The organism is Paraburkholderia sp. GAS41, assembly GCF_050436545.1.
In the GTDB taxonomy this organism is placed as follows: domain Bacteria; phylum Pseudomonadota; class Gammaproteobacteria; order Burkholderiales; family Burkholderiaceae; genus Paraburkholderia.
This window is the reverse complement of sequence record NZ_JBNDMK010000005.1, coordinates 272,777-284,629: the sequence shown is the minus strand read 5'-3', so window position 1 is coordinate 284,629 and position 11,853 is coordinate 272,777. Positions and strand designations below refer to the sequence as shown.

14 protein-coding genes are annotated in these 11,853 nt (G+C 60.3%); 9 read left to right on the top strand and 5 right to left on the bottom strand.

The genetic code is table 11. From position 1 onward, the window contains the following. Positions 1–221 precede the first annotated feature (221 nt). Positions 222–1,787: a chromosomal replication initiator protein DnaA gene (dnaA, locus tag P3T43_RS10730; RefSeq protein WP_429281013.1), complete on the bottom strand. Its 1,566-nt coding sequence runs from the start codon at positions 1,785–1,787 to the stop codon at positions 222–224. 382 nt (positions 1,788–2,169) lie between these two features. On the opposite strand from dnaA, the gene rpmH reads away from it, so the two are divergent. From rpmH to yidC, 4 genes are all read left to right on the top strand, one after another. After that, on the top strand, positions 2,170–2,304 hold the full coding sequence (rpmH, locus tag P3T43_RS10725) for a 50S ribosomal protein L34 (protein ID WP_004198824.1): 135 nt from the start codon (positions 2,170–2,172) through the stop codon (positions 2,302–2,304). 23 nt (positions 2,305–2,327) lie between these two features. Further along, the gene (gene rnpA, locus P3T43_RS10720) at positions 2,328–2,807 is read left to right on the top strand and encodes a ribonuclease P protein component (protein ID WP_429281012.1); all 480 of its coding nucleotides are present in this window, start codon (positions 2,328–2,330) and stop codon (positions 2,805–2,807) included. A 97-nt stretch (positions 2,808–2,904) separates the two neighbouring features. Next, on the top strand, positions 2,905–3,135 hold the full coding sequence (yidD, locus tag P3T43_RS10715) for a membrane protein insertion efficiency factor YidD (RefSeq protein ID WP_122152985.1): 231 nt from the start codon (positions 2,905–2,907) through the stop codon (positions 3,133–3,135). Positions 3,136–3,165: 30 nt separating this feature from the next. Beyond that, positions 3,166–4,821: a membrane protein insertase YidC gene (yidC, locus tag P3T43_RS10710; RefSeq protein ID WP_429281011.1), complete on the top strand. Its 1,656-nt coding sequence runs from the start codon at positions 3,166–3,168 to the stop codon at positions 4,819–4,821. Positions 4,822–4,950: 129 nt separating this feature from the next. On the opposite strand, the gene P3T43_RS10705 is transcribed toward yidC, so the two are convergent. Then, the gene (locus tag P3T43_RS10705; RefSeq protein ID WP_429281010.1) at positions 4,951–5,358 is read right to left on the bottom strand and encodes an XRE family transcriptional regulator; all 408 of its coding nucleotides are present in this window, start codon (positions 5,356–5,358) and stop codon (positions 4,951–4,953) included. 351 nt (positions 5,359–5,709) lie between these two features. Here P3T43_RS10705 and mnmE point away from each other — a divergent pair, with 351 nt between their 5' ends. From mnmE to P3T43_RS10690, 3 genes are all read left to right on the top strand, one after another. Then, the gene (gene mnmE / locus P3T43_RS10700; protein ID WP_429281009.1) at positions 5,710–7,110 is read left to right on the top strand and encodes a tRNA uridine-5-carboxymethylaminomethyl(34) synthesis GTPase MnmE; all 1,401 of its coding nucleotides are present in this window, start codon (positions 5,710–5,712) and stop codon (positions 7,108–7,110) included. 490 nt (positions 7,111–7,600) lie between these two features. Then, positions 7,601–8,830, top strand: coding sequence for a tyrosine-type recombinase/integrase (locus tag P3T43_RS10695; protein ID WP_429281034.1), 1,230 nt, complete (start codon positions 7,601–7,603; stop codon positions 8,828–8,830). A gap of 646 nt (positions 8,831–9,476) precedes the next feature. Beyond that, positions 9,477–9,602: a hypothetical protein gene (locus P3T43_RS10690; RefSeq protein WP_429281008.1), complete on the top strand. Its 126-nt coding sequence runs from the start codon at positions 9,477–9,479 to the stop codon at positions 9,600–9,602. Positions 9,603–9,651: 49 nt separating this feature from the next. On the opposite strand, the gene P3T43_RS10685 is transcribed toward P3T43_RS10690, so the two are convergent. Continuing rightward, complete coding sequence (locus P3T43_RS10685) at positions 9,652–9,810, bottom strand: hypothetical protein (RefSeq protein ID WP_429281007.1); 159 nt, start codon at positions 9,808–9,810, stop codon at positions 9,652–9,654. Positions 9,811–10,214: 404 nt separating this feature from the next. Here P3T43_RS10685 and P3T43_RS10680 point away from each other — a divergent pair, with 404 nt between their 5' ends. Beyond that, on the top strand, positions 10,215–10,382 hold the full coding sequence (locus P3T43_RS10680; RefSeq protein ID WP_429281006.1) for a hypothetical protein: 168 nt from the start codon (positions 10,215–10,217) through the stop codon (positions 10,380–10,382). Between the two features lie 56 nt (positions 10,383–10,438). On the opposite strand, the gene P3T43_RS10675 is transcribed toward P3T43_RS10680, so the two are convergent. Beyond that, positions 10,439–10,747: a hypothetical protein gene (locus tag P3T43_RS10675; protein ID WP_429281005.1), complete on the bottom strand. Its 309-nt coding sequence runs from the start codon at positions 10,745–10,747 to the stop codon at positions 10,439–10,441. Next, positions 10,748–11,095 carry an ecotin precursor gene (locus P3T43_RS10670; RefSeq protein WP_429281004.1) on the bottom strand — a complete coding sequence of 116 codons (348 nt, stop codon included), beginning with the start codon at positions 11,093–11,095 and terminating at the stop codon, positions 10,748–10,750. A gap of 260 nt (positions 11,096–11,355) precedes the next feature. On the opposite strand from P3T43_RS10670, the gene P3T43_RS10665 reads away from it, so the two are divergent. Beyond that, entirely contained in the window at positions 11,356–11,787 is a 432-nt protein-coding gene (locus P3T43_RS10665; RefSeq protein ID WP_429281003.1) for an HIT family protein, read from the top strand. Positions 11,788–11,853: the final 66 nt, after the last annotated feature.

Below are 11,853 nucleotides of genomic sequence, written 5' to 3'. Positions count from 1 at the left end.
CGGCGTATATCCGCCCCAAGCGCCGGGCGGTTAAACCTGTATTGTGCCTGAAAACGGAACCGCTCCCCTAAAATGGGGGCGAGTTCCGAAATAAACAGGTCGATTTTCCCTTCTTTTTGCCCAAACTTTAGGCAATACCACCGCGAACTCACCGTTAGCTCATCGCGCCCCCACGGCGACCGCCAATTTGACCGGAACGCCAGCGTGACATCAGCCCGGTTTCAGCCCTTCAGGGTCTGTTCGAGGACGTGCAGTTCGTGGTTCAGTTGCGCATCCGTACCACGCTCCGCGGCAATCTTGCGGACCGCATGCAGCACGGTCGTGTGGTCGCGGCCGCCGAACAGTTCGCCAATTTCCGGCAAGCTTTTCTGCGTCAATTCCTTCGCCAGATACATTGCGATCTGACGCGGGCGCGCAATGTTCGCGGGGCGCTTCTTCGAATACATGTCCGCGACCTTGATGCTGTAAAAGTCAGCGACGGTCTTCTGGATGTTTTCTACCGAAATCTGCCGGTTCTGCACCGTCAACAGGTCTTTCAGCGCTTCTTTCGTCAGCTCGATGGAGATTTCGCGGCCGTGGAACTTCGAATACGCGAGGATCTTGCGCAGCGCGCCTTCAAGTTCACGCACGTTCGAACGCAGGTGCTTCGCAACGAAGAACGCTACGTCCTCATTCAGGCTCACGCCTTCGGATTGCGCCTTGCGCATCAGGATCGCGACGCGCATTTCCAGCTCGGGCGGCTCGATCGCCACCGTCAGACCGGAGTCGAAGCGCGAGATCAACCGGTCGTCGATGCCCGAAATTTCCTTCGGGTACGTATCGCTCGTGATGATCACCTGCGCCTTGTTCGCCACCAGCGCTTCGAACGCGTAAAAGAACTCTTCCTGAGTGCGCGACTTGCCGGAGAAGAACTGAATATCGTCGATCAGCAGCAGGTCGAGCGAGTGGTAATAGCGCTTGAAGTCGTCGAACGCCTTACGCTGATAGGCCTTCACCACGTCGGATACATACTGTTCCGCATGGATGTAGCGGATCCGCGCGCCAGCCTTATCCATCAGCAACTGATTGCCGATCGCATGAATCAGGTGGGTCTTGCCGAGGCCCACGCCGCCATACAGGAACAGTGGGTTGTACGAGATGCCCGGGTTGTCCGCCACCTGGATCGCGGCGGCGCGAGCCAGCTGGTTGGCCTTACCGGTCACGAAGTTGTCGAAAGTCAGCACCGGGTTCAGCTTCGAGCGTTCGTACATCGAGTCGCTTTCGGCATTGCCTTGCTGGGCGGCGCTCTGCCCCGGCCGCCATGTGCGGCGCGCCGCGGCGGCCTCGTTCGCGTCGAGGCTCGGCAGATCGAGATCGCCGTTGTCGTCACCATGATGCGGTTGAGCGCCCTGCCCGGCACCGCCGGCGGGGTTGGAACGCGCCGCCTGTGCGGCCTGAACCGCGCCCACGGCGGCATCTACAGCAGCCGTGCCGCCGTTCCCCGCGAATTGCGACGGACGTTGCAGCGCCGGCGCGGAAGTCGCCGCGCCACGCATGCCGGCCTTGGGATCGAGGACGAACTGCACGTCGACCGGCGTGTGCCAAAAATCGCGTGCCATATCGGAAATGCGGCCGGAAAACTGGCTCTTGACCCAGTCAAGCTTGAAGCGGTTCGGCGCTGCGATGCTCAATGTGTTCGCTGCTGCATCGAACGCAACCGGGGCCAACGGTTTGATCCACGTCACGTACTGCTGGGGCGTGAGCTCACGCTCTAGCAGTGCGGAACAGTGTTGCCAGAATTCGTTCATCGAGTTGCTGTCGTTATGTTTGCACGGCGGCCCGCCGGCGCCCCTGTTGCTGTTACACAACAAGGCCCTGAGCGGCCAGGCGGAACAGCTCCAGGCGCTTGTGCCACAAGGGTTTGCGGGGCAAGCGTGCCGGAGCGGCGTGCAGGATTTTTGGGAAGTAGGACGAGATTCTACCGCCAAAACAACCAGGAAAGGGAGTTATCCACAGGGACCGATCAAACCCCGGCCGCCAGCCCAAGCTGTGGAATACGTCGCTAAACTATTGACGACCAAAAGAAAACCGGTTTAAATAGCGGGTTCCGCGAAAACCAATTTTTGAACCACCGGCCATTGCACTTTCGGCGATGCTCGCGCGGTTATTTCTCTGCCAAGTGAGAGCAACATGAAACGTACTTACCAACCTTCCGTTACCCGCCGCAAGCGCACCCACGGCTTCCGCGTTCGCATGAAGACCGCTGGTGGCCGCAAGGTCATCAACGCACGTCGCGCGAAGGGCCGCAAGCGCCTCGCCATCTAAGGCTGGCGAGCGGATTGCGCGCTATGTCCGACGCCCGCGGCAGCGCGGGAACGGCAGGAGCGCCGCAACAGGGCTCGGTTCCGTTGCGAGCGCAAGCTGCCTTCCCCAAAGCCGCAAGGCTGCTAAAAACGGATGAATTTTCATCCGTTTTTCGTTTGCGCCCGTGGCGCCGCACCGCACATTTCGTTGTGTACGGCCGGCCCACCGGCAAAGACGCGCGCCTGGGCCTTGTGATCGGCAAGAAGTATGCGCCGCGCGCGGTCACACGTAATCTGGTACGGCGTCTCGCGCGCGAAGCTTTCCGGCTGCGCCGCGCGGAGTTTGGCGGTTGGGACGTGCTGCTGCGTTTGCACACACGCTTCGACAAGAAGGCTATGCCGGGCGCTTCGTCGCCGCCGTTAAAGACGCTGTGTCGTAGCGAAATAGAGGAGCTGCTCAACAAGGCAGCACGCGAAATTGCCCGTCGTGAAGCGCCCCCCGCGGATGCGCCTGCGACGCAATGACGCTCATGGAGAGGTTCGTGTGGGCGATCAGTCAGTCCGATCCCGCTAACCTCTTCCGGTATTCCTTACAGGGCGGCGCCGGTTGGCCGCACTAGTCATGCAAACGGTACTTTTCGCTTTATTGCGTTTCTACAAGGTTGCCGTGAGTCCCCTGCTCGGCAGCCGGTGCCGTTTTTACCCTTCCTGCTCTGATTACGCGCGCGAAGCAATCCAGTATCATGGCGCCGCGCGCGGAACTTATCTCGCCGCCAGGCGTATTTGCCGCTGCCACCCGTTTTCGGCGGGCGGCATCGATCTTGTCCCGCCTCCCACTTCTGAAAAGCGCTGACGCGCCGTTCCATCGACACTGAGACAACGCATGGATATCAAACGCACCGTCCTATGGGTCATATTTTTCATGTCAGCGGTCATGCTGTTCGACAACTGGCAACGCGACCACGGACGCCCGTCGATGTTCTTCCCGAGCGCCACGCCGACGCAAACCGCGGCCAGCGCAGCACCGGGAACCACGACGCCGGGAACCCAGCCTGCCGATTTGCCGCAGTCCGACACCTCCGCTCCGGGCGCAGCGCCCGCGGCCCAGGCACAACTGATTCCGTTTTCCACCGACGTCTATAGCGGTGAGATCGACACTCGCGGCGGTACGCTGTCGAAGCTGTCGCTGATCAACAAGGGCAATGGCAAGCAGCCGGATCTCGTCATCACCCTGTTCGACCACACCGCCGATCACACGTATCTGGCGCGCACGGGTCTGCTCGGCGGCGATTTCCCGAACCACACTGACATCTACTCGCCGGTTCCGAACCAGCCGCACGATCTGACGGGCGACGCCAAGTCGTTCTCGCTCAGTTTCGAGTCGCCGGCCAAGGGTGGCGTGAAGGTCGTGAAGACGTACACGTTCACGCGCGGCAGCTACGTGATCGGCGTCGACACGAAGATTATCAACGTGGGTTCGACCCCGGTTACGCCGACTGTCTATATGGAACTGGTGCGCGATAGCCAGCCGGTGGAAACACCGCGCTTCTCGCACACGTTCATTGGACCGGCTGTGTACACGGATCAGCACCACTTCCAGAAGATGACGTTCAGCGACATCGACAAGAACAAGGAAGACTATGCGAGCCAGGCCGACAACGGCTGGATCGCGATGGTGCAGCATTACTTCGCGACGGCGTGGATTCCGCAGCAAGGCGTCAAGCGCGATATCTACGTCAACAAGATCGATCCGACGCTGTACCGCGTGGGCATGAAGGAAGCGGTGCCGACCATTGCGCCGGGCCAATCGGCTAACGTGTCCGCGAAGTTGTTCGCCGGCCCGGAAGAAGAGCGCATGCTCGAAGGCATCGCCCCGGGTCTGGAACTGGTGAAGGACTATGGCTGGGTGACGATCATCGCCAAGCCGCTGTTCTGGCTGCTCGAAAAGATCCACAGCTATGTCGGCAACTGGGGCTGGTCGATTGTGCTGCTCACGCTGCTGATCAAGGCCGTGTTCTTCCCGCTGTCGGCGGCCAGCTACAAGTCGATGGCACGCATGAAGGCAATCACGCCGCGCATGCAAGCCCTGCGCGAACGCTTCAAGGGCGATCCGCAGAAGATGAATTCGGCGCTGATGGAGCTGTACAAGACCGAGAAGGTCAATCCGTTCGGCGGCTGTCTGCCGGTCGTGATCCAGATCCCGGTGTTCATTTCGCTGTACTGGGTGCTGCTGTCGTCCGTGGAAATGCGCGGCGCGCCGTGGATTCTGTGGATTCACGATCTGTCGCAGCAAGACCCGTTCTTCATCCTGCCGGTTCTGATGGCCGTTTCAATGTTCCTGCAGACGCGCCTGAATCCGACGCCGCCGGATCCGGTCCAAGCCAAGATGATGATGTTCATGCCTATCGCGTTCTCGGTCATGTTCTTCTTCTTCCCGGCCGGTCTGGTGCTGTACTACGTGGTCAACAACGTGCTGTCGATCGCCCAGCAGTACTACATCACGCGGATGATGGGCAAGCCGAAAGCCAAGGCGGCCTGATCTGGCTGGCGGGCGCGGGATAGCCCGCCCTAGCCTTCTCGTTGCAGGAAGCTGTAAAAAAAGCCGCCCGGCTTCAAAACCGGGCGGCTTTTTTAATGCGTGCCTGAAATCGATGTCGACGCGCCGGATTCACTCCTTGCCGGCGTCGTACAAACGCTCCACGAACTCCTCGAGAAAGTGACGATCCCGCGGATCCAGCGCCTCGATCTTCGACGCGAGTTCGATCGCTTCCGGCGTCAATGGATATTTCTCGCCCGGCAGTAGCGGCTTGGTTTTGAGACCCACCGGCGGCGGTGGCCCGTAGTGAAGCCAGTGCATGCCGACGCCCAGCCAATCGGCGAGCGTCTGCAATTTGTCCTGCGTCGGTATCGTTCGGCCTGTGAGCCACTTGTGGGCAGTCTGCGGTGACACGGGTGCTTCGCCCCGATGCAACAGATTGAATTCCTTCGCGAGCTGCGTCCCGCCCTTGACGTTCTTTCGGGCAATCTGGTCCTGCAGCCTTTTGGCGAATGCTAGTTTTTCTTTGGAGGTCGGCATGGGCCAAATTGTGCAATCCGGCGCGCGAACAGTGGACAACCAGTTAGGCGAGAATATTGCGCAATTAGGCTACTTTTAACCCAAAATAGCCGCCAGATAAAGCGCGGCCCAGTTTCATTGATTTGCGCTTTTTTCCAGCTGGGGTGGGCATTTCACGTCTGACGTCCGTGCCCGTTGTCTTATTTGCGGGGAAAGTGATCTTATCGTAATTAAGATAAATCGGTATTTGTCTGATAAAGCCATGCCAAGTCTGCTTCGAGCGCCGCGTCAGGAGTCGCTCTGATCCGCCGCGTTACAATGCCTCGCGCCCCATCAGGGCATTCCGCTCTCTCCGTTCTTACGTCCAATCCCATGCTCGCCACCGATTCCGATCCTATCGTCGCTATTGCCACTGCACCCGGTCGTGGGGGCATTGGCGTGGTCCGGATTTCGTTCGGGCGGGCCGGTGCGGTTGCAGCCGAGCCATTGATGCACGCACTCGCCGGCCAGACGCTGGCGCCGCGTCACGCGAGCTACGTGCCCTTTCTCGACGCAGCCGGCAACGCGCTCGATCGCGGCATCGCGCTGTACTTTCCCGCGCCGCATTCGTACACCGGCGAGCACGTGCTCGAACTGCAGGGCCACGGTGGGCCGATCGTGCTGCAGTTGGTTCTGCAACGCTGCATCGACGCTGGCCGCGCAATCGGACTCCGGCTCGCAGAGCCGGGTGAATTCACGCGCCGAGCGTTTCTCAACGACAAGCTCGATCTGGCTCAGGCCGAGGCCGTCGCCGATCTGATCGAAGCGAGCACGGAGGCCGCCGCGCGCTCGGCGGGTCGCTCGCTGGACGGCGCGTTTTCACGCGACATCCACGCCATGGTCGAAGAGGTGATCACGCTGCGGATGCTGGTCGAAGCGACCCTCGACTTCCCCGAGGAGGAAATCGATTTTCTCGAAGCGGCCGATGCACGCGGCAAGCTCGCAAGGATCCGCCAGCAACTGGCTCACGTGCTGAATGAAGCGCGTCAGGGCGCGCTGCTGCGCGAGGGGCTGTCGGTGGTGCTGGCGGGGCAGCCGAACGTCGGCAAGTCGTCGTTGCTGAATGCGCTGGCGGGCGCCGAACTGGCGATTGTTACGCCCATCGCCGGCACGACGCGCGACAAGGTGGCGCAGACCATCCAGATCGAAGGAATCCCGCTGCATGTGATCGACACCGCCGGGTTGCGCGAAACCGAAGACGAGGTCGAAAAGATCGGCATCGAGCGGACGTGGAACGAGATCGAACGGGCCGACGTGGTCCTGCATCTGCTCGACGCCCGTACCGGAATGAACGCCGAGGATGACGGGATTGCCGCCCGTTTCCCCGCCGGCGTGCCCGTGCTGCGTGTGATGAACAAGACGGATTTGACCGATATCGCGCCTGCCGTGCACGCGTTGGAAGAGGCCGAGGGTGTCGATCTGCGCGAAGTGCGGCTGTCGGCGAAAAAAGGCGATGGCATCGCTCTGCTTCGTGAGGAACTGCTGCGTATCGCCGGATGGCAGGCCGGCGCGGAGAGCGTGTATCTCGCGCGCGAGCGGCATTTGATTGCCTTGCGCGCAGCGCAGGAGCATCTCGCGACGGCTGCGCAACACTCCGATCAGAATGCGCAGGCACTCGATCTGTTTGCGGAGGAGCTTCGGCTTGCCCAGGAGCAACTGAACTCGATTACAGGCGAGTTTACGTCGGATGATCTTTTGGGAGTGATTTTTAGTCGTTTCTGTATCGGCAAGTGATGACGGCGCACTCGGTTTGCGGCTGAAATCAAAAAGTGCCTTAATTTAAGGTACTAAATGATGAATTTTTGTAATTTTTCAAACCTCGCTGAGGCATCTAAATTGGGTACACAAAGTTGTCTTGCTGCAATTTTCCCTGTCGTGTGTACCAAAGATATTGAGATTTATCGATTCCCAGAGCTACCGTGACCTACGGTAAATGATGCGGAAAATGTGGGCTGCCCGGTGTGGCGACCGCCGATCCAGCGCCTACGCTCGTTGTCTCGCGAATGGCGCCCGCATGATTATCTCGGAGTGATTTTTAGCCGTTTCTACTTTGATCACGCACCGCGTGCGGCGCGCTAACGGGCCAAGACAACAATAGGTCACTATTGACGGCATAAAATACCGATCAGTCGCTATACTTCGAAGCGTGATTGACTCGCATAGTTTGGTACACAGAGCGGAATTTTCACCGTTCGTTACGCGCTGTGTACCAACAAACCAAGGCATGCCAAAGACCGCTCTCCCTCTCAGCGAAGCACAAATCCGCGCGATGGAGCCTCGCGCCACTCGCTACTCCGTAGCCGACGGCAACGGACTGATACTCGAGGTGATGCCGACCGGCAATAAGGTATGGCGCTTTCGCTATACGCTCGAAGGCAAACGGCAACCGCTCACCACCATTGGCGACTACCGGCGGATTTCGCTTCGCGTGGCGCGCGAGCGGGCGCGGAAGTACGCCGAGATGGTTGCCGCCGGCGTATCGCCGGCGGCAACAGCGCGGCGTGATCGAGGCGCCGAAAAGCGCGTCGACCTGCTCCGCGACGCCGCCGAGCTTTACATGACGGCGGCTATGGCCAGCAAGTCCGAGGAGTATCAACGGACCACACGGCGAGCGCTCGACAAGGACGTGCTGCGATCCATCGGCAACAAGCCGATCGGTGCGGTGACTTCGGACGATATCGTCGCAATCTGCGAGCGCATCAAAAAACGCGGCTCACCGAAAATGGCGCTCCACACGCGCAACGTCATCAAGCGTCTCTACGCGTTCCTGATTGCACGGCAGCTCGCCACCAGCAATCCGGCGGCCGTCGTGCCGGCACGCTTCATCGCGACGCAGGATAGCCGCACTCGCGTGCTCGCACCCGGCGAGATCGGCACCACACTGCGCGCGATCGACGCATCGAGCATCCGTCGGCCGCTCAAGCTCGCTTTACACCTGCTTGTCCTCACGATGGTCCGCAAGTCCGAACTCATCGAAGCAACGTGGGCAGAGTTCGACCTCAAGGCGGCGCTCTGGAAAATCCCGGCCACCCGCATGAAAAACGGCCGCGAGCATCGAGTGTATTTGCCGCAGCAAGCGGTCGCGATGCTGCGCGACCTGCGCGAGGCGCGGAGCAGCCGGACTTTTGTCTTTCCATCCGTCCGGGGCGAGGACCGCCCTATTGCAAAGAGCACGCTGAACCAGGCAGTTAAAGCGCTTGGGCTGGAGATCGAGCACTTCGTCCTGCACGACTTTCGACGTACCGCCGCGACCCATCTGCTGGAAATGGATCACGCGACCGACGCCATCGAAACGGCCCTTGGGCGTTCCAGCAAAGAAACCGCCACCGCGACTGAACAGGCTGCCGCTGCCGAGCAGCAGCGCAGCCTGTTGCAGCGTTGGGCCGATTTTGTCGAAGCGCAGATCGACGCTGTTCCGCCGGCCGTGACCGCCAGGACGCGGGCGGCGGCATAGCGGTTGAGATCGTATCGCTTGGTTGGAAACGTTGCGCGCGTTACCCTCGTTATTTCACAGGCAAGTCAGATACCGCTTTTTTGGTACACAGATATTGATAGCCTTTCGTCAAAGCTTTTACCATCAAGCAATGTGCGTGTTTTTGCTGGGTTATAAATCGCGCGGCACACGCCCCTAAGCCGATCGCGGAGGCAGCGCATCGAGTCGGCGCCTCATGCGCGAGCGTCCCGCTCCGATGCCCGGCCCACTGTAACGCGCAAATACGCCATTTCGTTTCGTCCGACAGTTGCACACCCGTACTGTCGCGCAACTGTTAGCGATCCAAAATAATTTGCAGCGCATTGCTGCGGCGATTTCAGGGTGCGATACGCAAAACCAATGCAGTCTGAATCCGACAAATCTCAGACCGATACGGCGCACAGACCTCCGCCACCTTAGGTATGGCTTACAGTCTGACCCGTGCGTGATCCCCCGCGCATGTAGTACCATTTTCCGGCCGCCGATCTGGCGGCCTTTTTGTGTGTGCGCGTGGGCGCCCGTCGACGCTTGCAATAGCAATGGAGCTCGATTCGAGGCCGCGCAGTCACACTCGACGCGTTCTGGACGCCTAAACTTCAAGCAAGCGTAATGCTTCTGGGAGGCGGCCATGAACGAGTCCATGCTGGCCATTTCGATGGCAACCATTCTGATTGTTTTCGGCACTGCGATACGGGCGACTCATGTCAACCGGGATCGGCTCATCAGGTGGTTCGAGAAGCACAACATCCGCTGATGACGCCGTCACCAATTGTCGGCCATTAGAAGAATCGCCGAGACAGCCGTCACCGTTTTGGGCGAGTGAAATCGTATAAACGATGGCCATGCATCGCACGAATCATGCGCCGCCGAAGATGCTCGCGCCGGTAGTGCCCAACAACCAGCAAGGTTGCAATCAGCAGCACCGAGAAACCCACTGCGACGCCAACCACTGTCTCGTCCATGGCCGCCCCTCGTCGATATGCTTAGAGACTCATCTTAGATCGCCGTCAGCGCTTTTAACAGGCCGCCATCCAACTACCGGGGCCAACGATCCCGCCCCATCAGACAGAACCGGGCCACACGCTTCGCAGCACGAAAGAAAACGCACCCGACACGCCGGGAGTTCCGCGCAATGTCCGTGCGCGCAGCCACGCCCCACGGCCTGCAGGCGCATCGTCGCGCAATCGGGAGAACGCGAATGTGCGAAGGCAGACCAACAATCCGCTTGATTTTGGCGCTTTAGCGCGAAAAGACCGGGCTTGCAGGCGCGAATCCCTCCGCGCAAAAGCAACCGTTTTCGCTCAGCTTATCGCCTAAAATACAGCCATGTTCTGTGATGGCAGTCGCGACCTCGACGGAGGATCTCATGACTGAATCGGTAATGGCGTATTTGCTGGGGCCGCTCGTAATGGCAGTGGTGGGCGTGGCGCTGTGGGCGATCTCTCACTACCATCGCGATAGCGGCGATCGGGAAGGGCGCGGAGGGCGCTGGCTCGATACGCACCACGTAGACTGGATGCGCCACCGCCACTGATGCCTCGCGCAAAGTGGATGGCAGTCAGACCCCGCTGTACGGCAGCCGTAGGCGCGCTATTGGTCGCCGAGTATGCGCAGGATATCGCGCGCAAAGTCTTCGTCCGCGGTCTCCCAGTCGGGTGAGCCCACTGCGTAATCAACCGGATTTCTCTTACCCTGAGCCTTGCGGATCGCCGCAATGCTCAGCGCGAGGGCTCGCGCCTCAAGATACTGCTGATCGTACGGCCTGAAGGGAATCGAATGTTCGTCGCTCATTGCCAGAATGTCGGCGAGTTCTGCACAAACTTTAGTAAATACAGGGTAAAAGCCGGGCATACCCTGTAGAGCGAACTCACTAGCGCGGCCGCTTCCGCGCATTTTCATTTACCAGCCAGGCTGAGGCGGCGGCGCGTAGCCGTACGGTTGCGCGGGCGCGGGGCCGCACGCGACATAGCCCCCTTGGTACTGGTCATAGCAGTATCCCGGCGGCGGCCCTGCATAGACGGGCGCCTGTTGATAGGCCGGTGCATACACCGGCGCCTGATACGCAGGCGCGTAGGCGGGTGCCTCATACACGACCGGTGGCGCCGGATTCAACGCCGAGTTCACTACCGCGCCGATCACCGCTCCGCCAAGCAGCGCGCCTACGATGGCGCCGCCATCATGAGCCGACGCCTGACCCGCAGCCGCAAGGCCGCCGACCATCAACACTGCTGCCGCAATTTTTCGCATTTTATTTTTCCGCCATCAGGTCATGTAAGTACATGCGGCGGATTGTGAGCGCGAAGCGCAGAAACAGATGCTGCAAGTGGTAACCATGTATTACCTGCGTAAGAGGCGCGAACGCTCGGTCCATTGGTGCACGGCCGTCACGGCCCGGCTGCTTGCGCCCGGAGGGCACCCGGCTCATCATCCGGCAGTAGGAAAATCGCCGTGCCGCTGATACAAACATCACAAGGATGGACAGACCGGATGCCATTTCAAGGAGCGCCATGAACTACGACGAGAGCAACCCATTCGCAAGAATTTTGCGCGGCGAACTACCGTGCATCAAAGTCGATGAGACGGACGCATCGCTGGCCTTCATGGATGTGATGCCGCAATCGGACGGGCATGTGCTGGTGGTGCCGAAAGAGGCCGCTGCGGAGATTTTCGAACTCTCCGACGCCGCGACGGTTGCCTGCATGCGAATGACGCAGAGAATCGCCATTGCCCTTCGTGCGGCGCTGCAACCGGATGGCGTGTTTATCGGTCAGTTCAATGGCGCGGCAGCGGGTCAGACGGTCGCGCATGTGCATTTTCACGTCATCCCGCGTTGGGACGGCCAGCCGCTGCGTATGCATGCTCGCGAGATGGCGCCGCAGGCGACGCTCGAGGCGTTCGCACAACGTATCCGCGCGCAGCTTGAAGGGGAGGCAGGTTAACGAGGCGTGCCGGATGCGCGCCAGACGGCGCCCCCCCGCGTCGACTGGCGAGACCAGCCGGACGGG

Coding starts and splice junctions, on each gene's coding strand:
- P3T43_RS10690 (WP_429281008.1), top strand. CDS start 9,477: ATGAACGAGTCCATGCTGGCCATTTCGATGGCAACCATTCTGATTGTT.
- rnpA (WP_429281012.1), top strand. CDS start 2,328: ATGTCCGACGCCCGCGGCAGCGCGGGAACGGCAGGAGCGCCGCAACAG.
- yidD (WP_122152985.1), top strand. CDS start 2,905: ATGCAAACGGTACTTTTCGCTTTATTGCGTTTCTACAAGGTTGCCGTG.
- P3T43_RS10705 (WP_429281010.1), bottom strand. CDS start 5,358: ATGCCGACCTCCAAAGAAAAACTAGCATTCGCCAAAAGGCTGCAGGAC.
- P3T43_RS10675 (WP_429281005.1), bottom strand. CDS start 10,747: ATGAAAATGCGCGGAAGCGGCCGCGCTAGTGAGTTCGCTCTACAGGGT.
- P3T43_RS10695 (WP_429281034.1), top strand. CDS start 7,601: ATGCCAAAGACCGCTCTCCCTCTCAGCGAAGCACAAATCCGCGCGATG.
- rpmH (WP_004198824.1), top strand. CDS start 2,170: ATGAAACGTACTTACCAACCTTCCGTTACCCGCCGCAAGCGCACCCAC.
- dnaA (WP_429281013.1), bottom strand. CDS start 1,787: ATGAACGAATTCTGGCAACACTGTTCCGCACTGCTAGAGCGTGAGCTC.
- P3T43_RS10685 (WP_429281007.1), bottom strand. CDS start 9,810: ATGGACGAGACAGTGGTTGGCGTCGCAGTGGGTTTCTCGGTGCTGCTG.
- yidC (WP_429281011.1), top strand. CDS start 3,166: ATGGATATCAAACGCACCGTCCTATGGGTCATATTTTTCATGTCAGCG.
- P3T43_RS10665 (WP_429281003.1), top strand. CDS start 11,356: ATGAACTACGACGAGAGCAACCCATTCGCAAGAATTTTGCGCGGCGAA.
- mnmE (WP_429281009.1), top strand. CDS start 5,710: ATGCTCGCCACCGATTCCGATCCTATCGTCGCTATTGCCACTGCACCC.
- P3T43_RS10680 (WP_429281006.1), top strand. CDS start 10,215: ATGACTGAATCGGTAATGGCGTATTTGCTGGGGCCGCTCGTAATGGCA.
- P3T43_RS10670 (WP_429281004.1), bottom strand. CDS start 11,095: ATGCGAAAAATTGCGGCAGCAGTGTTGATGGTCGGCGGCCTTGCGGCT.